The sequence below is a fragment of the Pseudomonas sp. RtIB026 genome (assembly GCF_016861355.2).
Lineage (GTDB): Bacteria > Pseudomonadota > Gammaproteobacteria > Pseudomonadales > Pseudomonadaceae > Aquipseudomonas > Aquipseudomonas peradeniyensis.
Window position 1 is genome coordinate 3,546,595 of sequence record NZ_AP023348.2, and the last position, 26,172, is coordinate 3,572,766.

A 26,172-nucleotide genomic window follows, 5' to 3' on the forward strand; every position below is an offset into this window, starting at 1 on the left:
GTGATCGGCATGGATCGTCGAACGGGCCAGCCGGTCGCCGGCCTGGGGCACCTGCGGCAGTCCATCGAGGACATTCTCACGACCACGGTAGGCAGCCGCCGGATGCGCCCTGAGTACGGTTGCCAGTTGCGCCGCTACGTCGACCTGCCGGTGAACGAGGGCTGGAAGAGTGCGGTGCAGGCCGAGGTCGCCCGGGCCTTGGGCCGTTGGGAACCGCGGCTGCGGCTGGAGCGGGTGCGGGTGCTTGCGGTTATCGACGGCAAGATCGACCTGCAATTGACCGGCACGTACCTGGGCGACAGCGCAGTATTGGAGGTAAGTGCATGAGCGTAGTGGATCTGTCGCAGCTCCCGGCGCCGCAGGTGCTGGAGAGCCTCGATTTCGAAGGGGTGTACGGCGAAGAGCTGCAGCGCTTTCGTGCGTACATGGGGGATAAATGGGATGCGTTGCTCGAGAGTGACCCGATCACCAAGCTCCTCGAACTGGGCGCGTACCGGCGGATGCAGAACCGCGCACGGGTCAACGACGCGGCCAAGGCCCTGATGCTGGCCTATGCACGCGGCGCGGACCTTGACCAGTTGGCCGCCAATGTGAACCTGCAGCGGCTGGTGGTGCAGGCCGAGGATCTCAATGCGGTACCTCCGGTCGAGCGCGTCCTCGAGGCTGACGATGCACTGCGTGAACGCGTGCAGTTGGTCTATGAGGGCCTGACCACCGCCGGCCCGAGGAACAGCTACATCCTGCATGCGCGCAATGCCTCCGGCCGGGTGGCGGACGCGACAGCCGAGAGCCCGGCCCCGGCCGAGGTGGTGGTCACGGTGCTGGATCTGGAGGGCACAGGCCTCGCCCCGCCGGAACTACTGGAGACGGTACGTGCACACCTAAGCGATGACGACGTGCGCCCGGTGGCCGATCGGCTCACGGTCCAGGCCGCCGAGATCCTGCCGTACCGGGTCGAGGCCGTGCTGTACAAGGCCGGCACTGGGCCGGAGAACGAAGCCATCCTGGCGGCATGCAAGGCTCGGCTGCAGGCCTGGGTGAACCCCCGTCGCCGGCTGGGCCTGGAGGTCTCGCGGTCCGGCATTGATGCTCAGTTGCACATCGACGGTGTGAGCCGCGTGGAACTGGTGGGGTGGACGGACATCCGTCCTACCAGGGAACAGGCGGCGTGGTGCGAGACGATCGACGTGGCATGGGGTGGCTGACATGAAAAGTCTGCTCCCCGTGAACAGCACCCAGCTGGAACGCGCCGTCGAGGTCGCCACGGACGAGCTGACCGATATCCCCCTGCGGACCCTGTACAACCCCGACACCTGTCCGGCGCACCTGCTGTACCAGCTGGCTTGGGCCTGGTCGGTGGACCGTTGGGACGACACTTGGTCAGAGGCGGTCAAGCGCTCGGTGATCCGCTCCGCGTTCTTCGTGCATGCGCACAAGGGCACGATCGGCGCGCTTCGCCGGGTGGTCGAGCCGTTCGGCTATCTGATCGAGGTCAGTGAGTGGTGGCAGCAGTGGCCGCTCGGCACCCCGGGCACCTTCGGTTTGAAGATTGGTGTTTCGGACGGAGGCATCGATGAGGAGACCTATCGAGAGCTGGCCTCGCTGCTGGATGACGCGCGCCCGGTGAGCCGCCACCTCACAGCCCTGCAGATCAGCCTTGAAACCAGTGGCGCTTTCTACCTGGCGGGGGCGCTGAGCGAAGGCGACGTGCTGGACATCTATCCGCCCGTGCAGCGCGACATTGTCGTCACCGGTGCCATCGGGCGCGGTGGCCGTGAACATACAATCGACACCCTGGACATTGCTCATGGTTGACCAGAACTCACAGTTTTACGCCATCCTCACCAACGTGGGTGCGGCGAAACAAGCCAACGCGGATGCCTTGGGCATCCCGTGGAAAATCACTCAGATGGGCGTGGGCGATGCCAACGGCACCGACCCCACACCCAATGCCACACAGACGAGCCTGATCAACGAATGGCGCCGGGCGCCGCTGAACCAGTTGAAGGTGGACGACAAGAACAGCGCCATCATCATCGCCGAGCAGGTTATCCCGGCGGATGTCGGCGGCAAGTGGATCCGCGAGATCGCCCTGTACGACACCGACGGTGACATGGTTGCCGTGGCCAACTGCGCACCGACCTACAAACCGCTGCTGAGCCAGGGCTCCGGCCGCACCCAGGTGGTGCGCATGAACCTGATCGTCAGCAGCTCCAGCAACGTCCAGCTGCGCATTGACCCGAGCGTCGTGCTTGCTACTCGAGAGTACGTCGACAACAAGGTCGCCGGGGTATTGCCAGGTGGGAAGCCGGCAGGCACTTACACCAAGGTCACGACCAATGAACGCGGCATTGTCACCGCTGGCGAAAATCCCACGACCCTGGGCGGCTATGGCATCACCGACGCCCTGAAGAAAGGCCACCTTGGCCTGGGTGGCAGGATAGCCCCGGCCGGCCAGATCGACACTATCGGCCTGGAGGGTGGTTTCTACTCTTACACGGATGGTGAAACCACCTTCGGTAATTACACGTCAGTGTTGAACATCCCGTACATCGCCGGCGATTACGCGGCGCAATTGGGGTTCAAGTACGACGGCGAAGAACCGATCATCATCGTTCGCTCGGCCCGCGAGGGTCAGTGGGGCAGGACGCGTGTCCTGTGGCACAGCGGCAACTTTGACCCATCGGGCTACATCAGTGTTGCCAATGGCTACACCCGCCCCCAGGTCGACGGGATGCTGGCCAGCAAGGCCAACTGGGCGATCACGCTGGGTGGCTATGGCATCACCGACGCTTACACGAAAGGCGAGGTGATTACCGCGTTGCTCGCCAAGGCCGACAAGGACAAGGCGCTGGCTGTAGGTGTTGTCAGCCGACAGCAGCCGGTACTTGCGTCGCCAGCATGGGGCGGGGAGTACGGTTCTGGTGCCATCGTCATCCGTGAGGCGATGGAGGTCGGTGCTACGGATCAACGAGAAGTATGCGCGCCCGGCATCGGCTTTCACTGGTTAGGAGTGGTGGCCGGCAAGCTGGTAATGGACTCAATCGGCAAGCTGAAATGGAACGGGCAGCCCCTGCTGATGGGTACCAACGCCAGCCAGCTTGAGGTCGACACCGGTAGCACCGATACCGGTTTCGTGACGCCGTTCAAGCTGCGCTGGGGGTTCTCATTCATCAAGGGCGGGGGCGGCGCAAGCAACGCCATCGTCTTTCCGACCTGGTTGGGCGGGCTGATGATTCAGTGGGGTGTTCACATTGCCAACGCGGCAGACGCGGAGACAACGGTCACGTTTCCCCTGGGTTTCAGCATCATTCCCTCGTGCTTGAGTGGCTTCACGCATGACGGCGTCATGACCCAGTCGACAGTGACGACGCAAGCTAGGTTGCTCACCGCGACAGGCTTTCAATCTCGACGGGAAGACGTCATCAACAGTTCATCATTTTCCGGCACTGCGTACATCCACTGGATGGCCGTTGGCTATTGAGGGTAAGCATGGGCATTTGGGCTAAGTGGGTTGAGGTCGATCAGCGGTTCTCATTCGATGTCAGGGACAACGGCGGGGCCAAAATTTCAAACAAACGACATGCAGAGCTTCTAGCGGCCGAAGCCTCGGGGCAGTCAATCGCGCCCGGCGATGATGGGGTGCCAACGTTGACTGAGCGACAGCCGCCGCCCATCGAGTTTGTGATGGAGCGGGAGCGCGCTTGGCGCACTGTAGAGCTGTCCCGCTACGAGTGGGTGGTTACGCGCCACAGGGATGAGGTCGAGCTGGGAGGCGTAACGACGCTCACGGCTGAGCAATATGCCGCGCTGCTGGCCTATCGGCAGGCGCTGCGTGACTGGCCAGCGGCCGACGCCTTCCCGGCGCTGGCCAACCGTCCGGTAGCACCGGACTGGCTCGCCGAGTTGATCCTGTAAGGCCCCGCCCGTCGGGGCTTTTCTTTTGGCGTTGTCGGCTATGGCCGGCGGCACCTTTCCAGGCCTCGCGCATGCGGGGCCTTTTCGTATCTGGAGACTTGCATGAGCGGTTTTTTCCACGGCGTTACCGTAACGAACGTCGACACCGGCGCGCGCACCATCGCGCTGCCGTCGTCCTCGATCATCGGCCTGGTCGACACCTTCACCCCCGGCCCCGATGCCACGGCCAAAGCGAACGACCTGGTGATGATCACCAGCGAGCGCGAGGCGGTGGCGGCCTTCGGTGAGGGCGCGGCGATCACCAAGGCCTGCCGCGCCATCTACACACGTGCCAAGGCGGTCATCGTCGCCTGTGGTGTGGCCAAGCTTGAAGACGCCGCCGAGCAGACCTCGGCGATCATCGGGGGCACGAAGGCGGGCGGCCAGCGCACTGGCCTGCAGGCGCTGCTCGACGGCAAGAGCCGCTTCAACGCCCAGCCGCGGCTGCTGGTGACGCCCAAGCACAGCGCGACCCAGGCGGTTGGTACCGCCCTGGTGGCCCTGGCCGACAAGCTGCGCGGCATTGCTATCCTCGATGGGCCGAACACCACTGACGAAGCAGCTGTCGCGTATGCCGGCGAGTTCGGTGCCAAGCGTGCGTTCCTGGTCGACCCGGGCTTGCGGTTCTGGGATACCGACGCGAGTGCCACGGTGGACGCGCCCAGCTCGGCCTGGGTGGCCGGCCTGTTCGCCTGGACCGACCGCGAGTATGGGTTCTGGGCCTCGCCGTCGAACAAGGAGTTCGTCGGCATCACCGGCACCTCGCGGCCGATCGAGTTCCTCGATGGCGACGAGACCTGCCGGGCCAACCTGCTGAACAACGCCAATATCGCCACCATCATCCGCGACGACGGCTATCGGCTGTGGGGCAACCGCACCCTGTCCAGCGATCCGAAGTGGGCCTTCGTCACCCGCGTGCGAACCATGGACATCGTCATGGACGCGATCCTCTACGGCCACAAGTGGGCCGTCGACCGATCGATCACTGCGACCTACGTCAAGGACGTCACCGAGGGCCTGCAGGCCTTCATGCGCGACCTGAAGAACCAGGGCGCGATCATCAACTTCGAGGTGTTCGCCGACCCCGAGCTCAACACCGCCAGCCAGCTGGAGCAGGGCAAGGTGTACTGGAACATCCGGTTCACCGATGTCCCGCCTGCCGAAAACCCCAACTTCCGCGTCGAGGTCACCAACCAGTGGTTGACCGAAGTCCTCGACGGCAACGCATAAGGAGCGAACCCCATGGCGATGATTCCCGAAACACTGGCCAACCTGAACCTGTTCGTCGACGGCGTCAGCTTCCAGGGCGACGTGCCCAGCCTGACCCTGCCCAAGCTAACCCTGAAGATGGAAGAGCACCGCCCGGGCGGCATGGACATGCCGATCGAGATGGAGCAGGGCATGGAGAAGCAAGAGGCCGCCTTCACCACCACCGGCGTGCGCCGCGAGTCGCTGAAGTTCTTCGGCCTGGCCGACGGCACCGCCTTCAACGGCACTTTCCGCGGTGCCTTCAAGGGCCTCAAGGGCAAGGTCACCCCAGTGATCGTTACCCTGCGCGGCGCGCTGAAGGAGGTCGACATGGGCGACTGGAAGGCGGGTGACAAGGCCGAGATCAAGCACAACGTTGCGGTGACCTACTACAAGCTCGAGGTCGACGGGCGCCTGATCTACGAGATCGATGCCCTGGGCATGAAGCGCGTGATCGACGGCGTCGACCAACTCGCCCAGCAACGCCAGGCCCTGGGCCTCTAACGTACTCACAGACAAGGACAACACCTTATGAGCAAGAAGATTCCCGCTTACCTGCAGCTTGAAACCGACCGCGTCATCGTCACCTTGAGCAAGCCAGCTGAGTGCAATGGCGTGCAGGTGGACAAGCTGAACCTGCGTGCGCCGACAGTGCGCGATATCCGTGCTGCACAGCAGCTCACCAACGGTGACGATGAACAACGCGAACTGAACCTGTTCGCCTCGCTGGCCGAGGTCGGTTTGAAGGACCTCGAAGGCCTGACCCTGAAGGACTACAGCCGCTTGCAGGCCGGCTATTTTCGCCTGGTGCAAGACGACGAGCTTTGACCCGCGATCTCAGAAGCAGCTGGCCAAGCGGCTGGCGAAGGAGTTGGGTTTCTCGGCGGCAGAGATCTCTGCGATGCCCTGGATGGACATCGTCTGGTGGCTCACGGATTGAGCCTGCAGGAGGGTAGCGCATGGCAAAGCTGGCGATCGCGCTGGAAATCGGCGGGGCCGTTGCCGCATCGCTTGGTTCGGCATTCGGTACCGCCAAGGGTCATATCAAAAGGCTCGAGGAGAGCGGCAGCCGCGCGAAGGTGTTGAAGAACACCATCGGCGAAACGATCAAGCTCCGGGAGGAATGGAAGAAGGCGCACGACAGCGGCTCGGCGGCGGCCTCCGGGTTGCTGCGGCGCCTCGACGGCAATCTCGATGCGCTGAAGAAGCAGGGCGTCGAAGTCGGTCGGCTGGCGAAGGAGTACCAGCGACTCGGGCGCGAGGCAAAAGCTGCAGATCTGCAGCACAAAGGCAGGCAGCAGATCGATGCAGGCAAGTCCTCCCTCAAGTCCAACATCGGTGCCACCGTTGTCGGCGCGGGTCTGGCTGCGATCCCGACGAAGATCAGTGCGGACTATCAAGCGATCATCCGTGATATCGCGATCAAGTCGGACATCGTCAACAAGCCGCAAGAGGCCCAGCTAAGCAGGGCGGTAATCGATACTGCGCGCGATACAGGGATGTCGCGCAACGACGTGGCGGACCTGATCAACCAGCTGGTCGGTGCCGGTATGGAGGTGGACAAGGCCATGGCCTATGCGCCGACGGCGGCGAAGTTCGCCATCGGTCAGGGAGCATCGGGCGTCGACACGGCGGCGATGATCCAGGCGCTGCAGCAGAACGCCAAGATCACCGATCCGAAGGTCATGCAGCAGGCTCTGGAGGCCATCGCTTACCAGGGCCAGGCCGGTAGCTTTGAAGCCAGCGACATGGCGCGCTGGTTTCCGCAGCTGTTGGCGGGCATGGAGAAGGGTGGTGTCACGGGGTTGGATGCCGTCACCTCGCTGGGTGCAATGCTGCAGGTGCAGATGAAGACCGCCGGCAGCTCCGACGAAGCGGCGAACAACTTCAAGAACTGGATGGAGAAGATCGGTGCCGGCGACATCCAGAAGAACTATGAGAAGGTCGGGATCGACTACCAGAAGTCGCTGAACACCGGCTTGCAAAAGGGCATGAACGTCTTTGAGGCGTCCATGGGCCTTGCTCTGCAGTACGTCGAGAAGACTGACCCGAAGAAGGCCCAGGCAATGAAGGAAGCCCAGGCCAAGATCGATAAGGAAGTCGATCCGGAGAAGGCCACGGCGGCGCTGGCGGCCCTGGAGAAAAGCCTGCGAACCGGTGACGTGTTTGCTGACCAGCAGGTCAAAGCGGCGCTGACGGCCTACGCGCAGAACCGTGGCCTTTACAGCACGTTGAAAGCCGACTCGGCAGACGCCAAGAAGGTCGCGGGCATCCTCGACAAGAACTTGGCCGAGCGTCGGGAAACGTCCAAGCAACGGTGGGGCGAGCTGGGCCAGGCCGTGGACGACTCAATGCGTAGCATCGGCGACGCGATCCGCCCGGCCACTGACCTGCTGGCGACGGGGTTGACAAAGATCGTCCACGGCATCACCGACCTGTCAGACAAGTTGCCTGGGCTGGTCATGGGCATCGCGGGTGTTGCTGCGGCGGTCATGGCGTTCCTCACTGCTCGCAGCGCGGTCAGGGTCGGGCGTGGGGTGTTCAACCTTGCGCGTGGCCGAAGGATGGGGCGTGGTGCCGGTAGCGAGGGAGAGCTGCCGGAGACCGGCAATCCGGTGGTCGATGCAGGCCTTGGCGCTTTAGGCAAGGTGTTCGGCGCTGGTGCTGCGAACGATGATCGTGGTGGCCTCGGGAGCGAGCCGCAGCGTGTGTTTGTCGTCAACGGCAAGGATCTGGGCGGGATTGGCTCAACGGCCGACGCGGGTGAGCCGGGTGGTCGACGGCGCCGTCGGCAGCGCAGGGGCCGGGCTGGACCTGCGCCGCGTCGATCCGCTCCTACGGGGGCTGTCGGCCGAGTCGCTCGAGCCGGGGCTGCGACAGGTGTGGCGGCCGCAGGTGCTGCGACGGCTGCAGCCGAGGTCGGCCGCATAGGCCGCATGATGGGTGCCGTCGGCAAGGTGTCGAAGGTGGTCGGCAGGCTCCCAGGTGGGAAGGTCCTCGATGCGGGCATGACCGTTGTCGAGACGGCCCTGAACGCGAAAACCCAGGACGAGAAGGCTGAGGGCTACGGCAGTGCGGCGGGCGGTTTGGCCGGCGCGCTGGCGGGCGGTGCTGCAGGTGCGGCGCTCGGTTCGGTTGTGCCGGTCTTGGGTACAGCGATTGGTGGTGCCATCGGGGCTGCGATCGGCGGCCTTGGCGGTGAGGGCCTGGGTGGTTGGCTGGGCAAGAAACTGTTCGGCGAGGACGAGCAGGTGGCGAAGGCGGACAAGGACAAAGCCGCGCCCGGGGATGTCGCGCGATCGATCGCCGCTGCGGCGCCCGCTCCCACGGCGCCCGTTGTGGCCCAGGCGCTCGAGCAAGCCAAGCCCAGGACAGACCCGCCCAAGGTCGACCAGCAGTTCTCGTACATGCCCAACATGCCGATCACCGTTCAAGGCGACGTCAAGGATCCGCAGCAGGTGTTTCGCTCGCTCGAGGGGATGATCCGCAGCAGTTGGGAAACCTGGTCACGGGAAAGCGTCGCGCGGCAGGCTGCTGGCCAGCTCTTCGATCAACCACATGTCTAAGGAGGTGCCATGGCCTACATGGCGTCCATGCAGTCGACGCTGTCGTCGTTGATTGCGGCGGGGGAGGCTGGCCGCACCAGCCTCGACGGTATGCTGGGACCGCTGACCGGTGCCGTCGGCGATATGACCGGAGCCGCCTCGGAGCTGGAGAGCCTGCCAGTCCTTGGCCCGGCCCTCGGCCAGAAGCTGCAGCGCACGATGCGAGCCATCAATGCGGCCCAGTCCACGGTGGGGCAGGTGGCATCAACCTACAGCCAGGTGGTCAGCGGAGCGGCAGCGGTGCAAGACCGCCTCGGCTCGCTGAAGGAACAAGCCGGCAGGGCGTCGGCGGCGATCAGCCGCATCGCTGGTCAGGCAAGCCCTGCGCTGGCCAACATCCTGCCGACCAGTGCGCTTGCGCCGCTGGCCACGCCGGCAGCCGATGCCATCAAGCCTTTCCCGCACCTGCTGATCCTGCAGCCGCTCGACGCCAAGCTGCAGCCGTATTACTTCAACCTGGATACCGCGGCCTTTGACGAACTCCGCCGGCAGACGTCGGCGCGCTGGGCCGGCCAGGAGCGCCTCACGCGGGATATTGCGCAGCAGGCGGTCGGGCAGGGCGAGGACAAGATCACGCTCAAGGGGGTGATCTTCACCAGCAGGGGCGGGATCAAGCAGCTGGATGCGTTGCGCACAATCGTCCGCCGGCTACAGCCGGTCAGCTTGGTGACCGGTTACGGCGACGTGCTGGGCACCTGGTGCTTGACCAACTTGGACGAGGAGCAGGGCGCGCTGCTGGCCGGCGGCATTCCGCGTAAGCAGGGTTTCTCACTGGAGTTTGTGAAGTATGGCAACGACATGCAGAACGTCTGACGGGGATCTGCTGGACACGCTGTGCTACCAGCATTACGGGCACCTCAACGGCGCCGTCGAACTGGTGCTGCAGGAGAACCCTGGTTTGGCGGATGAGCCGCAACCCTACCGGGCCGGGGTCATCATCGTACTGCCCGAGCTGGCAGCGCCCTCGATCGAGACAATCGAGCTGTGGGGATGACCCACCGCCACACACCGAGCCCCGCCCAGTGCGGGGCTCTTTCATTCTGGAGGGCCTATGCAACCCACTTTCCGCATCGTCGCTGATGGCAGGGACATCACGATGCTGATCAACGACCGACTGATCATGCTGAGAACAACCGACAAGCCCGGCATGGACTCCGACGAGTTCGAGCTGCGGATCGATGACCGCGACGCCGCGGTGGCTTTGCCTGCCAGGGGCGCCCGGATCGAAGTCCACCTGGGCTACGTTGGCCAGCCCCTGGCTCGTCTGGGGCGGTACACCGTCGACGAGATCGAGGTTTCGGCGCCGCCCCGCACCATGGTGATCCGCGGCAAGGCCAGCGACATGCGCGGCACCGGCAAGACCACGCGCAGTGGCAGTTGGGAGGGCGTGCCCCTGTCGCAGATCGTCCGCGACATCGCCGCCCGCAACGGCTGGACACCGGTCTGTCCGGTGCAAACCAAGGTCGATCGCGTCGACCAGCGCAACGAGTCCGACTTCAACTTCATCACCCGCTTGGCAAAACAGTACGACTGCACGGCGAAGGTGGCCGCCGGCAAGCTACTGGTCATGCCCCGCGAGGCCAGCCTGAGTGCCAGCGGCAAGGCCTTTGGCACGGTCACCATCGCCCCGGCAGATGTGAGCCGGTGGCAGTTCCGACTCGGCGATCGCAACGCGCAGGCGGCCGTGAAAACCACGCACCAGGACAAGAAGACTGGAGAACTGGCCGTCATCGAGCTGAGCAACGACGACGCCCCCTCCGGCCTGCCGGGCGTGCATACCGATCGCCACATCTACCCGAACAAGTCGGCAGCCCAGCAGGCGGCCAAAGCCAAGCTCGCGGCGTTCAACCGCAGTACGGCGAGCGTGCGCCTGCAGATGGCCGGTCGAACCGATCTGTTCGCTGAGCGGGTAATCAACGCCCAGGGCTTCAAGGATGGGCTGGACGGACAGTACCTGGTCGACAGCGTCGAGCAGACGTTCGATGCCTCTGGCTGGTCGACCGCGGTGGAGTGCAACGGCGGGAAGAAGGGCAAGGCCAAGGCCAAAGGCAAGGGCAAGAAAAAGAAATCCGACCAGCCACTGAGGGTGGTCGCGGTGAACCCGGCCTGAGCGGCCACAACAGGAGATTCAAGATGACCGTCACACTCAAGCAGCTGCAGCAGATCCTCCCCAACGCCGGCACCCAAGCCGGCGTTTTTCTTCCTGTCTTGAACGCGGCGATGGTGAAGTGGGGGATCGTCACTCCCTTTCGCAAGCGTGCGTGGCTCGCCCAAGTCGGCCATGAGTCGGGCCAGCTGCGCTACGTCCGCGAGCTGGGCGGCGATCAGTACCTGTCGAAGTACGACACCGGCAAGCTCGCCGCCCGCCTGGGCAACACGCCCGAGGCCGACGGTGACGGCCAGAAGTACCGCGGCCGTGGCCTGATTCAGGTCACCGGGCACGACAACTACAAGCGCTGTGGCGAGGCGCTGGGCCTGGACCTGCTGGCCCATCCCGAGCTCCTCGAGCGCCCTGAGCATGCCGCTGACTCGGCCGGGTGGTTCTGGCATCAGGCGGGCCTTAACTCGCTGGCTGACAAGGGACCGTCGGCGTTCGAAGCCATCACGCGACGCATCAACGGCGGGCTCAACGGGCAGGCCGATCGCTTGGAGATCTACGAGCGTGCCGAGGAGGTGCTGATCTGATGGGCCTGGAATCGCGGCTTGCGCTGCTGGCCCTGGTGTTCGGTGCCGTGGTCGGTGCACGGCTTGCCTGGTTGTGGCAGGCCAACGAGCTGGCCACGCAGGCGGCAGGCTACGAGCAGCGGCTTGCGACAAAGGATCTGGAGCATAGTCGGGAGCGGGAGGGTGCTGCGGTGGTGGTGCTCGGTCAGCTCGAACAGCAGCAGGCAGCAAGGCGCGCGTTGGAAGATCGCCTGCAGGCCCAAGACAAAACCCACTGGAAGGAGATGAACGATGCTCAACAAGCTCAGGCTCGCCTGCGCGACCGGCTTGCTACTGCTGATCTGCGGTTGTCAGTCCTGGTCGACGCCGGATCCGTTGCCGCCCAGGGTTGTGGCAGTGGGGGGCGAGCGCCCGCCGGCACCGGAGGGTTGGTGGATGGAGCCCTACGCGCCCAACTTGACCCAGCGCATGCTCGACGAATTATCGCCATCACCGACGAAGGCGATCGAGGATTGATCGCGCTCAAGGCCTGTCAGGCCTACGTGCGCGAAGTCACGAAGTAGTAAAGAGGCGAGCCGGGTGGATGCGTCAACATCCAGCCCGGCCCGCCGAACCCGCAGACCCTTCCTGCAAGTCCAGCCGTGGCCCCTGCCTTGTGCACAAAGCGCGGCGAGCCTAACACCTGTTTATCCATACAGTAAAGACTTGCAATCAATGACCTCTCCAATCATTCCCTGGATGGGCGGCAAGCGCCGCCTGGCCGACCGCTTGATCCCCCTCTTTCCCCCTCATGAATGCTATGTCGAAGTCTTCGCCGGCGGTGCCGCGTTGTACTTCATGCGTCCCCAGGCCGCCCCGGTCGAGGTGCTCAACGACCTCAACGGCGACCTGGTGACGCTCTACCGGGTAGTGCAGAACCACCTCGAGGAGTTCGTCCGCCAGTTCAAATGGGCACTCAGCTCCCGGCAGATCTTCGAGTGGCAGAAGATGACCCGCCCCGAGACGCTGACCGATATCCAGCGCGCCGCCCGGTTCTTCTACCTGCAACAGCATGCCTTCGGCGGCAAGGTCACCGGGCAAACGTTCGGTACCGCTACCACGGGGCCGGCCATCAACCTGCTGCGCATCGAGGAGAATCTCTCGGCCGCATGGCAGCGCCTGGCCGGCACCTACGTCGAGAACCTCTCCTGGCTCGACTGCGCCGAGCGCTACGATCGAGCGCACACGTTCTTCTACATGGACCCGCCTTACTGGCAGACCGCCGGCTACGGCGTCGACTTCCCGTTCGAGGAGTACGAGCGCATGGCCGACTTCATGCGGCGCTGCAAGGGCAGGGTGATGGTCAGCATCAACGATCACCCGGACATCCGGCGCGCCTTCGACGGCTTCCACTTTGAGTGCCTGGATATCCGCTACAGCAACACCAACCAGCGGCAAGGCAAGGCTGATGTGACCGGCGAGCTGGTGATCTTGAACTGGGTTCCCGAAGCCCTGGGAGGCCTGTTCTAGATGGTTGTCGCTCAGGATCTGATCCGCTTGCTATTCGATTTGCGTGGAGCGTTACTGTGTCAACGATCACAAAGGAAGCCGCTTCATGGAAACCGCCGAGATGTACCTTCAAACCTTCCCCTCCCACATCCTGCTGGCGGCTCTGCGCGGTGAAGTTGACTTGAACGAGCTGGCTAAACAGCAGCTGGTGAACCGCGGCCTGGACTCCGCTGGCAAGTGGGTTGGCTTTGCCGAGTCCGCCCGGATCATGGCGGAGTCGGTGGGTAAGTAACCGCGACGCCTTAGCGCTTTCCCGGGCGAAGCTAGTCCGGGAGGGGCTATGAGGCTGGGAAGAGCACAGGCTCGATCAAGCTCGGCCCCTGGTTGCGCACGTTGCCTACAGCGGTGCCGACCCGGTGCCACTCAAAGATCTCGGCCGGCTCGCCAAGGTTGAGCACGATCTGTTCGGCATGCTCGCTTGGCATGCCGGCCGCGACCCATTCAACGGCCAGATCGGGCGACAGTACGACTGGCCGCCGATCATGCACGTCGACCATCCCGCCCTGAGCGTCGGCGGTAATTATCACGAACCCGTCATGCTCAGTACCGGTGAACTGACCGATCGCGGCGCAAAGGGCGGGGCGTCCATCTCGCCGGCGGATGTAGTAGGGCTGCTTCTTTGGCCCGCCTTCATCAACCCATTCGTACCAGCCGTCCACCGGTGTGATCGCCCGGTGCGGCCAGATCGCGCGGAAGAAGGGGCCGTGCGCCACCTTTTCGACCCTGGCGTTGATAGGCACCGCCCGGTCCGCCGCCCAGTGCGGCCGCCACCCCCACCTCACCAGGTCCGCGCGCGGGCCTGCGTCATCTACTCGAAGCACCGCCACGTTTGTCGTTGGCGCGACGTTGTACCGGTCCAGGGCTTGGTCACCGACGTTGTTCCGCCATACCTCTGGCATGCTCAGGGTGTCAACGAAGTCATGGATGCCTCGGTACTGGCTTAGCCTCCCACACATAACCCACCTCGCTCGTTTGTCGACTTCCTCGCGTCCGCGCATTGACGTAGGAACGGTCTGACAGTTTACTGTATGAATATACAGCCATTCATTCGAGTTGATCTGCCATGACCATCACCTTCCTCGGCGCGCCGACGGGCGGCCCTGCGCTGCTGCCGGTGTATTCGTTCCGTGTGCCGGCCGGATTCCCTTCGCCAGCGGCGGATCACCTGGAGCGCCATATCTCCCTAGACGAGCTGTTCGACCTGCGTGCCCCGCACGTGTACCTGGTGCAGGTGGAGGGCGACAGCATGCAAGGGGCCGGGATCTTCTCGGGCGATCTTCTCATCGTAGACCGCAGCAAGGAGGCCGAACACGGCGACATCGTGATCGCAGCGATCAACGCCGAGCCCGTGTGCAAGCGCCTGTACCGGCGTGACGGCGTGCTGATACTGCAATCGGAGAATCCCGCCTACCCAGCGCGACACGTCATGGAAGGCGACGACCTAGTCGTCTGGGGTGTGGTTCGCTACAGCGTGCGTGATCATGCCCAGTGACCAGGTGTTCTCGCTGATCGACTGCAACTCGTTCTATGCAAGCTGCGAGCGCGTGTTCCGGCCGGATCTGGCCAAGACACCCATCGTGGTGCTGAGCAACAACGATGGCTGTGTGATCGCCAGGTCATATGACGCCAAGCCCTACGTGAAGATGGGCGAGCCCTATTTCCAGGCCAGGGAGAAGCTGCGGCGGCATGGCATCGTGGCGTTCTCGTCCAACTATGCGCTGTATGGCGACATGAGTGAGCGGGTCATGTCCCTGATCGAGGCCATGGTACCGGTGGCCGAGGTCTACTCGATCGACGAATGCTTCGCTGATCTCACGGGTGTGCAGGGGAGCTTGACCCAGTTCGGCCGAGAGGTGCGCGCCAAGGTGCTGCGCTGCACAGGCATCCCCGTCGGTGTGGGTATCGCTCGCACCAAGACCCTGGCAAAGCTCGCTAACCACACGGCGAAGCGCTTGCAGGCGCATACCGGTGGGGTGGTTGATATCACTGATGACTTCAAGCGCGATTGGGTGCTGCGCAACACTGAGGTGAAAGAGGTCTGGGGCATTGGCCGACGGATGACGGCACACCTCGAGGCGATGGGCATCCGCATGGCCATGGATCTGGCGAAGGCAGACCCACGGATGCTGCGCGACAAGTTCAGCGTGATGGTGGAGAAGACCGCGCGCGAGCTCGCCGGCACGCCTTGCCTCGAGTTGGAGGAGGCTGATCCGCCGAAGCAGGAGATCTGCTGCAGTCGGATGTTTGGCAAGCGTCTGACGGAGCTGGCACCGATCAAACAGGCGGTGGCCACCTACACGGCGCGAGCGGCGGAGAAGCTGCGCGCCCAGGGATCGGTATGCAAGCGCATGCGGGTCAGCATCCGTACTGGGATGTTCAACCCGGACGAAGCCAAGTATGCCAAGGGCGCATTGGTCGAGCTGCCATACCCAACCAATGACACGCTGCTGCTTACCAGGGCCGCCACCGAAGCGGCTGGGCAGGTCTACCGCTCAGGGTTCCGCTATAGCAAGGCCGAGGTTCTGCTGATGGATCTGCGGCAGCCGGGGGAGTTCAGCGATGATCTGTTCGCTGTGACGCAGCCGGCGGCCTGCGATCGGCTGATGTCGATGCTGGATGAAATCAATGGCAAGTACGGCCGAGGGACGATGCGTACCGCCAGCGTCCCCGGTACCCCTGACTGGGGGATGCGGCGCGAGATGATGAGTCGTTCGTATACCACGCGGATCGATCAGCTATGGCGAGTCCGGTAGGAAGGCAGTCCAGACCATGGGGCAAAAATGGGGCAAACTGAGCGCCATTCTATGCCTCTCTATGCCCTTTGGACTCTTCACCGGCAGGTAGAGAAATGCGCCCAAGCTCTTTGTGTATGGGGCTTGGGCGCATTTTCTCGTCAATACTCCAGCACAATCGGGGTGTGGTCGGTATGATTTTGCAAGTTAAATACCAAGGGTGTGCTCATCTCGTGGAAAGCTGGAGGGAGGTAAAATGGTAGATTTTTTCGGGAATGGACTCTGTATTCATTGCCATTTGGCGAAAAACGAACTTATAGAATTCCTGGCTTTCAATGATAAAACTGAAGAGGCTTGGCGGGCTAAAGATGTTGATTTGCAAGAAGAGTTAGAGGGTATTTTTAACAAGTACCCAAAAGCTAAGCATGAGGATATTGTTGATAGCTATGCTTGGGATTTGCATCTGAATCAATCCAAGTATCCCGCTCTTCATCGGGCCTCGTTACTGATAACCTTATTTAGCTTCTTAGAGCATCAGTTGAATTCCCTGGCTGAGATTATGTATGAGAGTGTGGGTAGCGATCTAAAGCTTAACGATATAAATGGGCGCGGTATAGAAAGAGCTTTTTTATTTCTAGCGAAAGTGGCAGGTGTTGACTTGTCATCTTTCGGGGGGGAGATTCCATTTATCAAGGGGGTCAATCTGGTGCGGAATGTGGTGGTGCACAGTGGAGGGGTACTCCCTTCGGATCCACAGGCGAAGGTGAATAAGTTTATTTCCAAAGCTGCGGGCCTTTCAGGTGTGGAAGCTGGATATGTGTCAATTCATTCTGATTTTATTCCTAAGTTTATTAACCTGCTGATTGCCTTCTTTGAGCGGCTCGATCTAGAGATAGAAAGACACATTCAAAATTATCGGCCAAAATCAGAATGAGCCTTGCATGAGGCTAGGTCTGATCTGGTCATACGCTAGATCCACTCAATCCGAGATAGGCTTCTGACAGCAGTGGGCTTTCAGTCTGCGCTGGCTGGGTAACCGGCCAATATGGCTGGCGTTGCGTCGAGTTTACCAAGCCTTGATCGTGCTGAGAGGCAGCAGGCTTGGTATGTCTATATTGGCAATCGCTAGGTAACCCCAAGGCCATTCTGATCTTCACCGCCTTCCTGCCGCAGTTCGTCTCGATGGGCAGCGCCACGCCGGTGAGCGAACAGTTCCTGCAACTGGGCGTGCTGTTCCTGCTGCTGGAGTGGGCGGCCATCGCCATCTACGCGGGGCTTGGCGCCTACCTGCAGCGCTGGTTCGAGCGGCCCGGGCCACGGCGGCTGTTCAATCGGATCAGCGCGTCGCTGCTCGGCTGCGCCGGTATCGGCCTGCTCGCCGCACGGCGCTAGAACTGCCAGCGTACGCCCAGGTTCACGCCGCTGGCTTCCTGCTGGCGGCTATCCAGGTTGCTGGTGTATTGCATGCCGCCGTGCAGGCTCAAGGCCCGGTTGACCTGGGCCACCAGGCCGCCTTCGAGTTGCGCCGAGGTGTAACGGTAGTCGGTCTTGATCCTGTCCACGCCATCGAAGGTCAAGGTGTCGCGACCGCCGTCGCCATGCCACAGGTTTAGTTGTGCGTAAGGTTGTAGCAGGCGATCGCCGCTGACCTTGAAAGTGCCTTCCAGGCGCACGCCAAGGCGACCGGTCAATTCCACCTGGGCGTCATGGCTGATGCGTGAGACGCCGTCGCTGGCGCTGTCCAGTGAGGTCTTCTGGGCGATCAGCTGCGCTTGCGGCTCCAGGGTCCAGCGCTCGAACAAGGCAATCGGCAAGCCGGACTCAACCGACGCGCTCCAGGCATGGCCGTCAAGCTCCAGCTTGCCGCCGCGGTCCGAGCGCGCCCGGCCATCGAGGTCGGTGTACTGGACGACCGTGTCGAGGTACCCGCCTTGCGGCGCGACCAGCGTCCAGTAGACGCCGACGCTCTTGCCATCGAGCACCAGGTCGCCGACGCGGCGGTCTTCCACGGCCAGGGCAAAGCCTTTGACGTCAGCGTCCAGCCGGCTGTGGCCGACGTACACGCCCATCTGCTGGCGATAGCCATTGTCACTGACCGTGGCATAGAGGTCCTGGCCCACCTTGAAGCCCTGCAGGTCGCCATCCAGGCTCGGGCTGACGGTACCGCTCCAGCGCTGGCGCAATGCGCCGCCATAGGCCTGGCCCCAACTGGCCGGCAATGCGCCCTGGCCAGCCAGCAACCGCTGGTCGCCCTGGCGCTGGTGGAAGGTGCCCAGGGCCTGGCGGGCGATGATCGCGGCGCCTCGAGGGGCCGCGGCATACACGGGCACTTCCGGGCGGTACAGCGGCACGCTCTCGCCGGCCACCGGGTCGGGAAGATCGGGTTGACCGGGCGCCGGCGCCGGCACGGGCGGTGTAACGGGCGGCTCACCCGGCGCGGGCGCAGGTGGCGCGACCAGTGTCGAGCGCAGGTACCAGCTGTTCTCGCTGCCCGCAGTCACGCCGCCCTTGAACAAGCGGTAGTCGTAGGCGCCGGCCGAGAGTGTCTGGGTCTGCACGAAGGCGTTGGCGCTGCTGGTGGCACCGTCGCGGGCCTCGACCACCTGGATGCCGTTCTGGGTGGTGGCGGCGCCGGTGCCACCGAGGTTGTTGACGAGCAACCGGGTGCTGCCGGTGATGGCGCCCTGGCCGACCACCAGACGGTCGGAAGCCGCATCGTCCCCAGCCAGCTGGCTGTTGAGGCGCAGGGTGCCGTTGGCGCCTTCGTAGTTGCCGTGGATCGTCAAGCGTCCGAGTCCATCCTCGCCGGTGCCGAGGTTAAGGGTGCCGGCATTGCTCACAGTCGCCGGCTGGCCTGTGGCAACGGCAGAGATGATGCCTTGCCGGGAAACGAGGGTGCTGTCGGCATCGATGCTCAATGTGCCACGACCGGTATCCGCATCGCCGAGGCGCAAGGTGTCGGTCAGCTCCAGGTGGCTACCCGCGTTCAGCGCAATCCGCTCCCAGTTCAGGTACTGGCCGCCCCCGGTGCTCCGGCTGGCGTTGAAGGTCAACGTATCGTTGCCTGTGCCGCCGTCGAGCGGGATGGACAGTGCATCCTGCTCCAGGCGCTTGAGCAGGGCCTGATCATCACCAGGCCCAAGGTCAACGCGACCGGCAATACGTCCACCGTCCCAGGTGAACGTGTCGTTGCCCGTGCTAAGCAACACATCACCGCCTATCCGGCCGCCATGCACCAGCACCCGGTCGTCGCCGCCACTGACGCTGATATTGCCACCCACGGCGCCGTTGAAGATCTCCACATAGTCCTTGTCGAAGGCCGTGATGATGTTCCGGTCGATCACGCCGCCGCGCATGATGAAGGTGTTTTCGTCCAGGCGCATGTTGACGTTGCCGATTCGCCCGGCGTCCATTTCGGCATGGTCGCCGCTGTCGAAGGTGCCTTTGATCCAGCCACCGGTCATGCGGAAGGTATCCAGGCCATCGCCCTGGTTGAGGTTGCCTTCGATTACGCCACCGCTGATCTTGAAGTCGTCGATGCCCGAACCCTGGTCGACGTTGCCGCCGATGCTGCCGGAGGCCATGTCGATAGGGTCCGCACCGGCGCCGAAGGTCACATCGCCACTGATGAGGCCTGTCCCACCGACTGGCATGCCCAGGCTGTTGTTGCCATTGGTGTCAATCAGCGTGGCTGCTGTGCCGCTGTCGCAGATGTACGTATCGTCACCTGCTCCGGCGGTGAAGCTGCAGGCCGCCTGGGCGGTGGGCACGTTCAGCAGGGGCAGGGTGGCGAGAGTCAGCAGCAGGCGCGTTCGCATGGGTAGACCTCCGTGGTTCCGGGAAGGCCCGCAGCGCATGCAGGCTCAACCCGGTTGTATAGAGGTCTGGGAGAGGGGCACAACTGGCAGAAATGTCAGGTGGCCAGTGGCCGTCGCCTGTCAGTCGCGGTAGAACGTCTGCACCAGGTGATAACCGAACTTGCTCTTGATCGGCCCGTGCACCACGCGCAGGGGCTTCTTGAAGATCACCTGGTCGATGGCGCCGACCAGCTGGCCAGGGCGCACTTCGCCCAGGTCGCCGCCGCGCTTGCCGGACGGGCAGGTGGAGAATTTCTTCGCCAGCACGTCGAAGGCCTCGCCGTTGGCGATGCGCTGCTTGAGCTTTTCGGCTTCGTCAGCGGTCTTGACCAGGATATGGCGGGCTTGGGCTTTCATTGGGGTACCTGTGCTTCAGGGCAAAAAGCCGACATTATGCCTGATGTCGGAGAACCTGGGGCAGCGCGGCTGTCGCGGGGGCGTGGGAGCGGGCTTGCCCCGCGAACACCGACGAAGTCGGTGCCAAATCGCGGGGCAAGCCCGCTCCCACGAGGTTCTCCAGTTACCTTAATTCCGCACGGTCGCGGAACTGCTCCAGCGCCTCGGGGTTGGCCAGGGCATCGGTGTTCTTCACCGGCAGGCCATGCACCACATTGCGGATCGCCAGTTCCACCAGCTTGCCGCTGAGGGTGCGCGGGATGTCGTCGACCTGGGCGATTACCGCCGGCACATGGCGCGGCGTGGTGTACTGGCGGATCACCTGGCGGATACGCTGGCGCAGGGCATCGTCCAGTTGCAGGCCGTCGCGCAGGCGCACGAACAGCACCACGCGCACGTCGCCGTGCCAGTCCTGGCCGATGGCCACGCTCTCCAGCACCTCCTCGACCTTTTCCACCTGGCGATAGATCTCCGCGGTGCCGATGCGCACGCCGCCGGGGTTGAGCACGGCGTCGGAACGGCCGTGGATCACCAGGCCACCGTCGGGTATCTGCTCGGCATAGTCGCCCTGGCACCAGATGCCCTCGAACTGGCTGAAATACGCCTCATGGTAGCGGCTGCCATCGTCGTCGCCCCAGAAGCCAAGCGGCATCGAAGGGAAGGGCTGGGTACAGACCAGCTCGCCTTTCTCGCCGCTGATCGACTGTCGCTGTTCGTTCCAAACATCCACCGCCATGCCCAGGCCCTTGCCGGCGATTTCGCCCCGACGCACCGGCAGCAGCGGGTTGCCGAGCACGAAGCAGGCGACGATATCGGTGCCACCGGACATGGACGCCAGGCACACGTCGGGCTTCACCTTGGCATAGACATAGTCGTAGCTGTGCGGTGACAGGGGCGAACCGGTGGAGAGAATCAGCCGCAGGCTGTCGAGGCGGTGGGACTTGGCCGGTTCGACACCGGCCTGTTCCAGGGCGGCAAGGTATTTGGCGCTGGTGCCGAAGGCGTGGATCCCTTCGGCGTCGATCAGGTCGAGCAGGCGCGCGGGGCCTGGGTGGAACGGCGAGCCGTCGTACAGCAGCAGGGTGGCGCCGACCGCCAGGCCGCTGGCCAGCCAGTTCCACATCATCCAGCCGCAGGTGGTGTAGTAGAACAGCACGTCGTCGGCCTTGAGGTCGTTGTGCAGGCCATGTTCCTTGAGGTGTTGCAGCAGCACGCCGCCGGCACGGTGGACGATGCACTTGGGCACGCCGGTGGTGCCGCTGGAGTACAGGATATAGAGCGGATGATCGAAGGGTAGCGCGGTGAAGATCGGCGTCCCGCCGGGCGTGAAGTAATCGGCCCACAGGCTCGTCGGCGCGCCGATGAACTCATCGGCGCGGGTCTGCGGTCGGGTATGCGGCACCACCAGCAACTGCTTGACGCTTGGTAGCTGGGCCACGACCTGGTTGATTTTCTCGACCTGGTCGATGACCTTCCCGGCATATTGATAACCGGCGCAGGCCACCAGCAGCCTGGGCGCGATCTGGCCGAAACGGTCGATGATGCCGTGGGTGCCGAACTCCGGTGAACAGCTGGACCAGACCGCGCCGAGGCTGGTGGCGGCGAGCATGGCCACCAGGGTTTCCCAGGTATTGGGCATTACCGCGGCGATACGGTCGCCGGGCTGGATGCCAGCCTGCCTGAAGGCCTGTTGCAGTCCGGCGACCTGGCCGGCCAGCTGGTTGTGGGTGAGGCGGTGGCGAGTGCCGTCCTCGCGCACGGCCACCACGGCGGGACGGTCGTCGCGGCGTTGCAGCAGATGCTCGGCGACGTTCAGGGTGGCGCCGCGGAACCAGCGAGCGTCGGCCATGTGCTCGCCTTCCTCGAGGATGCTCGTCGGTGGCGTGTGCCAGCGCACATGGAAGTACTCGGCCAGGGCCTGCCAGAACTGCGGGCGCTGCTCGATGCTCCAGCGGTGCAGGGCGGCGTAGCTGTCGAGCTGGAGATTGAAGCGCCGGTTGACCCGGCGGCGGAAGGCTTCCATCCGGCTCGCTTCGATGCGGGAGGTGGAGGGGCGCCAGAGTACGTCGTTCATGCCGGGACCCTCGGTGATTGCTGATCCACTCGCCTCTTCAGGGCTTGCGCTCCCCCTGTAGGAGCGGCCTTGTGCCGCGAAAGGGCTGCATCGCAGCCCCCCCAATCATTGGTGTCACATCATCGATCGCCGGGGCCGCTTTGCGGCCCTTTCGCGGCGCAAGGCCGCTCCTACACACAGAGAATGCGCAACCCCGACCATCATTCTAGCCGCTTACTGGGCCAGCCAGCCGCCATCGACATTCCAGGCGGCGCCACGCACCTGGCTGCCGGCCTCGCTGCACAGGAACAACACCAGCTCGCCGAGATGCCGGGGCGTGACGAAGGCCAGCGAAGGCTGCTTCTCGGCCAGCAGGTCGTGCTGCGCCTGCTGCGCGTCGCCACCGTTGGCGGCACGGTCGTCTATCTGCTTCTGCACCAGCGGGGTCAGCACCCAGCCTGGGCAGATGGCGTTGCAGGTGACGTTGCTGGTGGCGGTCTCCAGGCCGATGACCTTGGTCAGGCCGACCACGCCATGCTTGGCGGCGACGTAGGCGGCCTTGCCGGTGGAGCCCACCAGGCCGTGCACCGAGGCGATGTTGATGATCCGCCCCCAGCCCCGCGCGCGCATGCCCGGCAGCGCCAGACGGCTGCCGTGGAACACCGCCGACAGGTTCAGCGCGATGATCTTGTCCCAGGCCTCCACCGGAAACTGTTCGACCGGTGCCACATGCTGGATGCCGGCGTTGTTGACCAGGATATCGACCGCGCCGAACTCGCGCCCGGCCATGGCGAACATCTGTTCGATCTGCGCGACGTCGGACAGGTCGGCGGGGTGGTGGGCCACCTTGACCCCGTGCTGCCTGATCTCGGCAATGGCAGCCGCCGGGTCGCCAAAGCCGTTGAGCAGGATGTTGGCGCCGGCCTCGGCCAGCACCTGGGCTACTCCTAAGCCGATGCCGCTGGTGGAACCGGTGACCAATGCGGTCTTGCCTTTGAGCGTCATGCCGTTCTCCTTCATACGATGCCGGTAGCGTAGAACGTGGCGATGACCACGAACACGGCCAGGGTCTTGATCAGGGTAATACCGAAGATGTCCTTGTAGGCCTCGCGGTGGGTCAGCCCGGTAACCGCCAGCAGGGTGATCACCGCGCCGTTGTGCGGCAGGGTGTCCATGCCGCCGCTGGCCATGGCGGCGACCCGGTGCAGCACCTCCAGCGGGATGTTCGCCGCGTTGGCGGCGGCGATGAAACTGTCGCTCATGGCCGCCAGGGCGATGCTCATGCCGCCGGAGGCGGAGCCGGTGATGCCGGCCAGCAGGGTGACGGTGATGGCTTCGTTGACCAGCGGGTTGGGGATGCCGCGCAGGGCGTCGGCCAGGACCAGGAAGCCCGGCAGCGAGGCGATCACCGCGCCGAAACCGTATTCCGAGGCGGTGTTCATCGCCGCCAGCAGGGCGCCGCTCACCGCGCTCTTGGTGCCTTCAGCCAGGCGCTGGCGAATGGTGCCGAAGGCGCACACCAGCACCATCAGGATGCCCACCAGCAGGGCCGCCTGCACCGCCCAGATCGCCGTGAGCTTGGCCACGTCGCTGTGCACCGGCGTGGCCATGCCCGGCAACTGCAGGGTGTGACTGGTCCCGTACCACTGCGGGATCCAGTGGGTGAACAGCAGGTTCATCACCCCCACCAGCAGCAGTGGCGCCAGGGCCAGCCAGGGGTTGGGCAGGGCGATATCGTCGGCGGTTTCCGGCTCGTTGCGCAGGTTGCTGCCGTAGCCTTCGCCTTTGCGCTGGGCCTTGTTGCGCTGGCGTTGCAGGTAGAGCATGCCGGCGCAGAACACGAACAGCGTGCCGATCAGCCCCAGCCAGGGCGCGGCCCAGGCGGTGGTGTTGAAGAAGGTGCTGGGAATGATGTTCTGGATCTGCGGGGTGCCGGGCAGGGCGTCCATGGTGAAGGAGAACGCGCCCAGGGCGATGGTCGCCGGGATCAGCCGTTTGGGGATGTTGCTCTGGCGGAACATCTCGGCGGCGAACGGGTACACCGCGAACACCACCACGAACAGCGACACGCCGCCGTAGGTGAGCAGGGCGCAGACCAGCACGATCACCAGCATGGCCTGGCGGGTGCCAAGCAGGCGGATGGCGGCAGCGACGATCGAGCGCGAGAAGCCCGACAGTTCGATCAGCTTGCCGAACACGGCGCCGAGCAGGAACACCGGGAAGTACAGTTTGATGAAGCCGACCATTTTCTCCATGAACACCCCGGTGAAGGCCGGGGCCACGGCGGCAGGGTCGGTGAGCAGCACGGCGCCGAGGGCGGCGATGGGGGCGAAGAGGATTACGCTGTAGCCGCGGTAGGCGGCGAGCATCAGCAGGGCCAGGGCAGCGAGGGCGATGAGCACGGTCATCGAGGGGGATCTCCAGGGTGTTGTTTTTATGGTTGCCGGGGAGATAGCGGGAATCGTGCCATGCTTATAACTAATTGATTTTATTGAATAAATGTTCTTTTGCTGATTTTTTTGTCTCTGTTTAGAGATGCATATGGGCTGAAGGCCATCGCGGGACAAGCCCGCTCCTACAGGGGGCGGTGTATTTGCGAGTATCACCAATCCCTGTAGGAGCGGGCTTGCCCCGCGATCGAGGGCGAAGCCCTCGCAACAGTCTCTATTATGAAACTTAAATCTCTTTATTGAGACAATATCTCCAGCACCACCATTTTCTTGTACAGCGTCGAGCGCCCCAATCCCAATGCCTTTGCCGCCTCCGGCACATTCCCGCCACTGCGTGCCAAGGCCTGCACAATCAGCCCGCGTTCAAACTGCGCGCAGGCCTCCCGGTACCCCAATTGCGGCGCTGTCTCGGCCACCGGGCTCAACGGCCCCAATGCACTGACCAAGTCCGACACATTCAAGCGCGGCTGATCCGCCAGCAAGGTCGCCCGTTCCAGCACATTACGCAGTTCTCGGATATTCCCGGGCCAGGCATGCCGCCCCAACAATGCCTGGGCCTCGGCCTCCAGCTCATATTGGCTGCCCAACTCGGCGAGGATCGCCTCGCACAGCGCCGGCAGGTCTTCCAGGCGTTCGCGCAGCGGTGGCACCTGCACCGGCAGCACGTTCAGCCGGTAGTACAGGTCGGCACGAAACGCCCCCCGGGCCATGGCCGCCTGCAGGTCGATGGAGGTGGCGGCAATGATCCGCACGTCGCTGCGCAGCATCTGGTTGCTGCCCACCGGCTCGTATTCCTTCTCCTGCAGCACACGCAACAATTTGCTCTGCAGGGCCAGGGGCATGTCGCCGATCTCGTCGAGGAACAAGGTGCCGCCTTCGGCCAGTTGCAGCTTGCCGCTGCGGCCCTTGCGGTCGGCGCCGGTGAAGGCGCCGGGGGCGGTGCCGAAGAACTCGGCCTCCAGCAACGCTTCGGGGATCGCCGCGCTGTTGATGCTGACAAACGCCTTGTGCGCCCGCGCCGAGGCGGCATGGATGGCGTGGGCCAGCAGCTCCTTGCCGGTGCCGGTCTCGCCGAGCAGCAGCACCGGCGAGTCGCTGGTCGCGCCGCGGCGGGCGCGGCGCTTGGCCTCAAGGCAGGCAGGGCTGCTGCCGACGAACTGGGCGAAGCTGTAGCGGGCCTGGCGCGCGCGCAGCTGCGAGCGGGTCGAGGCCAGTTCCTGCTGCATGCTGGCGTAGCGCTTGAGCAGCGGCGACAGGCTGCGCAGCTCGTCGAACAGGGCGAAACCGATGGCGCCGATCAGCGCGCCCTGGTCGTCGTGGATCGGCAGGCGCATCACCACCAGCGGCTCGTTCGGCGTGTCGAGCATGTCCAGCAGGATCGGCTTGCCGTTGCTCACCACCTCGCGCATCAGGCTGCCGGGGATCACCGCCTCGCAGGGCTGGCCGATGGCGCTGGCGGCATCCTGCAGGCCGAAACGGCGGGCATAGCGCTCGTTCATCCAGACGATGCGCGCCTGGCGGTCGACGATCACCGTGCCTTCGCTGGATTGCTCGATGATCTCGAACAGCGAGCGGATGGCCAGTTGGCGGACCTGGGGGTAGTCCTTGAGGTTGTCGTGCATGGAAGGGATACCCGTAATCGAAATATATGCCGAACGTGTA

General features: G+C 64.0%; 26 protein-coding genes and 1 pseudogene. 20 read left to right on the forward strand and 7 right to left on the reverse strand.

The genetic code is table 11. The annotated features are described in order from the left end of the window. The 16 genes from PRtIB026_RS15955 (at position 1) to PRtIB026_RS16030 (ending at position 13,254) form a co-directional block, all read left to right on the forward strand. Positions 1–327: a GPW/gp25 family protein gene (locus PRtIB026_RS15955; RefSeq protein WP_203646557.1), complete on the forward strand. Its 327-nt coding sequence runs from the start codon at positions 1–3 to the stop codon at positions 325–327. Next, entirely contained in the window at positions 324–1,205 is an 882-nt protein-coding gene (locus PRtIB026_RS15960; RefSeq protein ID WP_203646554.1) for a baseplate assembly protein, read from the forward strand. The genes PRtIB026_RS15955 and PRtIB026_RS15960 overlap by 4 nt, the downstream gene beginning before the upstream one ends. A gap of 1 nt (position 1,206) precedes the next feature. Then, positions 1,207–1,815, forward strand: a complete 609-nt coding sequence (locus PRtIB026_RS15965; RefSeq protein WP_203646552.1) for a phage tail protein I — start codon at positions 1,207–1,209, stop codon at positions 1,813–1,815. Next, on the forward strand, positions 1,808–3,484 hold the full coding sequence (locus PRtIB026_RS15970) for a phage tail protein (RefSeq protein ID WP_203646550.1): 1,677 nt from the start codon (positions 1,808–1,810) through the stop codon (positions 3,482–3,484). The genes PRtIB026_RS15965 and PRtIB026_RS15970 overlap by 8 nt, the downstream gene beginning before the upstream one ends. Positions 3,485–3,492: 8 nt before the next feature. Further along, complete coding sequence (locus PRtIB026_RS15975; RefSeq protein ID WP_203646548.1) at positions 3,493–3,918, forward strand: phage tail assembly chaperone; 426 nt, start codon at positions 3,493–3,495, stop codon at positions 3,916–3,918. Positions 3,919–4,020: 102 nt separating this feature from the next. Further along, a complete protein-coding gene (locus PRtIB026_RS15980; protein ID WP_203646546.1) occupies positions 4,021–5,187 on the forward strand; it encodes a phage tail sheath family protein in 1,167 nt (388 codons plus the stop codon). Positions 5,188–5,199: 12 nt separating this feature from the next. Further along, complete coding sequence (locus PRtIB026_RS15985; protein ID WP_046856348.1) at positions 5,200–5,709, forward strand: phage major tail tube protein; 510 nt, start codon at positions 5,200–5,202, stop codon at positions 5,707–5,709. Between the two features lie 27 nt (positions 5,710–5,736). Continuing rightward, positions 5,737–6,033, forward strand: coding sequence for a phage tail assembly protein (locus PRtIB026_RS15990; RefSeq protein WP_203646544.1), 297 nt, complete (start codon positions 5,737–5,739; stop codon positions 6,031–6,033). Between the two features lie 131 nt (positions 6,034–6,164). After that, positions 6,165–8,771: a phage tail tape measure protein gene (locus tag PRtIB026_RS15995; protein ID WP_203646542.1), complete on the forward strand. Its 2,607-nt coding sequence runs from the start codon at positions 6,165–6,167 to the stop codon at positions 8,769–8,771. Positions 8,772–8,780: 9 nt separating this feature from the next. Then, on the forward strand, positions 8,781–9,623 hold the full coding sequence (locus PRtIB026_RS16000; protein ID WP_267812479.1) for a phage tail protein: 843 nt from the start codon (positions 8,781–8,783) through the stop codon (positions 9,621–9,623). After that, positions 9,598–9,804: a tail protein X gene (locus PRtIB026_RS16005; RefSeq protein WP_203646537.1), complete on the forward strand. Its 207-nt coding sequence runs from the start codon at positions 9,598–9,600 to the stop codon at positions 9,802–9,804. Before PRtIB026_RS16000 ends, PRtIB026_RS16005 begins: the two co-directional genes overlap by 26 nt. Positions 9,805–9,861: 57 nt before the next feature. After that, on the forward strand, positions 9,862–10,920 hold the full coding sequence (locus PRtIB026_RS16010; RefSeq protein ID WP_203646535.1) for a phage late control D family protein: 1,059 nt from the start codon (positions 9,862–9,864) through the stop codon (positions 10,918–10,920). Between the two features lie 23 nt (positions 10,921–10,943). Next, a complete protein-coding gene (locus tag PRtIB026_RS16015) occupies positions 10,944–11,495 on the forward strand; it encodes a glycoside hydrolase family 19 protein (protein WP_203646533.1) in 552 nt (183 codons plus the stop codon). Further along, complete coding sequence (locus PRtIB026_RS16020; protein ID WP_203646531.1) at positions 11,495–12,037, forward strand: lysis system i-spanin subunit Rz; 543 nt, start codon at positions 11,495–11,497, stop codon at positions 12,035–12,037. The genes PRtIB026_RS16015 and PRtIB026_RS16020 overlap by 1 nt, the downstream gene beginning before the upstream one ends. Before the next feature lie 151 nt (positions 12,038–12,188). Beyond that, a complete protein-coding gene (locus tag PRtIB026_RS16025; RefSeq protein ID WP_203646530.1) occupies positions 12,189–12,983 on the forward strand; it encodes a DNA adenine methylase in 795 nt (264 codons plus the stop codon). Positions 12,984–13,068: 85 nt separating this feature from the next. Beyond that, positions 13,069–13,254: a hypothetical protein gene (locus PRtIB026_RS16030; protein WP_203646529.1), complete on the forward strand. Its 186-nt coding sequence runs from the start codon at positions 13,069–13,071 to the stop codon at positions 13,252–13,254. Positions 13,255–13,300: 46 nt separating this feature from the next. Here PRtIB026_RS16030 and PRtIB026_RS16035 read toward each other — a convergent pair whose 3' ends face one another. Beyond that, positions 13,301–13,978, reverse strand: coding sequence for an SOS response-associated peptidase (locus tag PRtIB026_RS16035; RefSeq protein WP_203646526.1), 678 nt, complete (start codon positions 13,976–13,978; stop codon positions 13,301–13,303). A 107-nt stretch (positions 13,979–14,085) separates the two neighbouring features. Between PRtIB026_RS16035 and PRtIB026_RS16040 the strand changes: the two genes are divergently transcribed. The 4 genes and pseudogenes from PRtIB026_RS16040 to PRtIB026_RS16055 all read left to right on the forward strand — a co-directional run. Further along, positions 14,086–14,514 carry a LexA family protein gene (locus PRtIB026_RS16040; RefSeq protein WP_203646525.1) on the forward strand — a complete coding sequence of 143 codons (429 nt, stop codon included), beginning with the start codon at positions 14,086–14,088 and terminating at the stop codon, positions 14,512–14,514. Then, positions 14,504–15,775, forward strand: coding sequence for a translesion error-prone DNA polymerase V subunit UmuC (gene umuC, locus PRtIB026_RS16045; protein ID WP_203646524.1), 1,272 nt, complete (start codon positions 14,504–14,506; stop codon positions 15,773–15,775). The genes PRtIB026_RS16040 and umuC overlap by 11 nt, the downstream gene beginning before the upstream one ends. A 235-nt stretch (positions 15,776–16,010) precedes the next feature. Beyond that, complete coding sequence (locus tag PRtIB026_RS16050; RefSeq protein WP_267812486.1) at positions 16,011–16,688, forward strand: hypothetical protein; 678 nt, start codon at positions 16,011–16,013, stop codon at positions 16,686–16,688. A 179-nt stretch (positions 16,689–16,867) separates the two neighbouring features. Beyond that, positions 16,868–17,146: pseudogene (locus PRtIB026_RS16055) on the forward strand (LysE family translocator); the annotation flags it as partial. On the opposite strand, the gene PRtIB026_RS16060 reads toward PRtIB026_RS16055, so the two are convergent. The 6 genes from PRtIB026_RS16060 to PRtIB026_RS16085 form a co-directional block, all read right to left on the reverse strand. Next, complete coding sequence (locus tag PRtIB026_RS16060) at positions 17,143–19,572, reverse strand: autotransporter outer membrane beta-barrel domain-containing protein (protein ID WP_203646521.1); 2,430 nt, start codon at positions 19,570–19,572, stop codon at positions 17,143–17,145. The pseudogene PRtIB026_RS16055 and the gene PRtIB026_RS16060 overlap by 4 nt on opposite strands. A gap of 120 nt (positions 19,573–19,692) precedes the next feature. Then, entirely contained in the window at positions 19,693–19,968 is a 276-nt protein-coding gene (locus PRtIB026_RS16065) for a peptidylprolyl isomerase (protein WP_008095636.1), read from the reverse strand. A 163-nt stretch (positions 19,969–20,131) separates the two neighbouring features. After that, positions 20,132–22,081: an acetoacetate--CoA ligase gene (locus PRtIB026_RS16070; RefSeq protein ID WP_203646520.1), complete on the reverse strand. Its 1,950-nt coding sequence runs from the start codon at positions 22,079–22,081 to the stop codon at positions 20,132–20,134. Positions 22,082–22,294: 213 nt separating this feature from the next. After that, a complete protein-coding gene (gene hbdH / locus PRtIB026_RS16075) occupies positions 22,295–23,065 on the reverse strand; it encodes a 3-hydroxybutyrate dehydrogenase (protein ID WP_203646519.1) in 771 nt (256 codons plus the stop codon). A gap of 11 nt (positions 23,066–23,076) precedes the next feature. Next, entirely contained in the window at positions 23,077–24,468 is a 1,392-nt protein-coding gene (locus PRtIB026_RS16080; RefSeq protein WP_203646518.1) for a GntP family permease, read from the reverse strand. Positions 24,469–24,746: 278 nt separating this feature from the next. Next, complete coding sequence (locus PRtIB026_RS16085; protein ID WP_203646517.1) at positions 24,747–26,132, reverse strand: sigma-54 interaction domain-containing protein; 1,386 nt, start codon at positions 26,130–26,132, stop codon at positions 24,747–24,749. Between the last annotated feature and the right edge of the window lie 40 nt (positions 26,133–26,172).

Bases quoted from the DNA above. Each gene is read 5' to 3' on its own strand.
- PRtIB026_RS15960 (WP_203646554.1), top strand. From the start codon at position 324: ATGAGCGTAGTGGATCTGTCGCAGCTCCCGGCGCCGCAGGTGCTGGAG.
- PRtIB026_RS15980 (WP_203646546.1), top strand. From the start codon at position 4,021: ATGAGCGGTTTTTTCCACGGCGTTACCGTAACGAACGTCGACACCGGC.
- PRtIB026_RS16020 (WP_203646531.1), top strand. From the start codon at position 11,495: ATGGGCCTGGAATCGCGGCTTGCGCTGCTGGCCCTGGTGTTCGGTGCC.
- PRtIB026_RS16030 (WP_203646529.1), top strand. From the start codon at position 13,069: ATGGAAACCGCCGAGATGTACCTTCAAACCTTCCCCTCCCACATCCTG.
- PRtIB026_RS16060 (WP_203646521.1), bottom strand. From the start codon at position 19,572: ATGCGAACGCGCCTGCTGCTGACTCTCGCCACCCTGCCCCTGCTGAAC.
- PRtIB026_RS16010 (WP_203646535.1), top strand. From the start codon at position 9,862: ATGCAACCCACTTTCCGCATCGTCGCTGATGGCAGGGACATCACGATG.
- PRtIB026_RS15990 (WP_203646544.1), top strand. From the start codon at position 5,737: ATGAGCAAGAAGATTCCCGCTTACCTGCAGCTTGAAACCGACCGCGTC.
- PRtIB026_RS16005 (WP_203646537.1), top strand. From the start codon at position 9,598: ATGGCAACGACATGCAGAACGTCTGACGGGGATCTGCTGGACACGCTG.
- PRtIB026_RS16070 (WP_203646520.1), bottom strand. From the start codon at position 22,081: ATGAACGACGTACTCTGGCGCCCCTCCACCTCCCGCATCGAAGCGAGC.
- PRtIB026_RS16085 (WP_203646517.1), bottom strand. From the start codon at position 26,132: ATGCACGACAACCTCAAGGACTACCCCCAGGTCCGCCAACTGGCCATC.
- PRtIB026_RS16050 (WP_267812486.1), top strand. From the start codon at position 16,011: ATGGTAGATTTTTTCGGGAATGGACTCTGTATTCATTGCCATTTGGCG.
- PRtIB026_RS16015 (WP_203646533.1), top strand. From the start codon at position 10,944: ATGACCGTCACACTCAAGCAGCTGCAGCAGATCCTCCCCAACGCCGGC.
- PRtIB026_RS16035 (WP_203646526.1), bottom strand. From the start codon at position 13,978: ATGTGTGGGAGGCTAAGCCAGTACCGAGGCATCCATGACTTCGTTGAC.
- PRtIB026_RS15985 (WP_046856348.1), top strand. From the start codon at position 5,200: ATGGCGATGATTCCCGAAACACTGGCCAACCTGAACCTGTTCGTCGAC.
- PRtIB026_RS15970 (WP_203646550.1), top strand. From the start codon at position 1,808: ATGGTTGACCAGAACTCACAGTTTTACGCCATCCTCACCAACGTGGGT.
- umuC (WP_203646524.1), top strand. From the start codon at position 14,504: ATGCCCAGTGACCAGGTGTTCTCGCTGATCGACTGCAACTCGTTCTAT.
- PRtIB026_RS16040 (WP_203646525.1), top strand. From the start codon at position 14,086: ATGACCATCACCTTCCTCGGCGCGCCGACGGGCGGCCCTGCGCTGCTG.
- PRtIB026_RS15965 (WP_203646552.1), top strand. From the start codon at position 1,207: ATGAAAAGTCTGCTCCCCGTGAACAGCACCCAGCTGGAACGCGCCGTC.
- PRtIB026_RS16000 (WP_267812479.1), top strand. From the start codon at position 8,781: ATGGCCTACATGGCGTCCATGCAGTCGACGCTGTCGTCGTTGATTGCG.
- PRtIB026_RS16025 (WP_203646530.1), top strand. From the start codon at position 12,189: ATGACCTCTCCAATCATTCCCTGGATGGGCGGCAAGCGCCGCCTGGCC.
- PRtIB026_RS16080 (WP_203646518.1), bottom strand. From the start codon at position 24,468: ATGACCGTGCTCATCGCCCTCGCTGCCCTGGCCCTGCTGATGCTCGCC.
- PRtIB026_RS15975 (WP_203646548.1), top strand. From the start codon at position 3,493: ATGGGCATTTGGGCTAAGTGGGTTGAGGTCGATCAGCGGTTCTCATTC.
- PRtIB026_RS16065 (WP_008095636.1), bottom strand. From the start codon at position 19,968: ATGAAAGCCCAAGCCCGCCATATCCTGGTCAAGACCGCTGACGAAGCC.
- hbdH (WP_203646519.1), bottom strand. From the start codon at position 23,065: ATGACGCTCAAAGGCAAGACCGCATTGGTCACCGGTTCCACCAGCGGC.
- PRtIB026_RS15995 (WP_203646542.1), top strand. From the start codon at position 6,165: ATGGCAAAGCTGGCGATCGCGCTGGAAATCGGCGGGGCCGTTGCCGCA.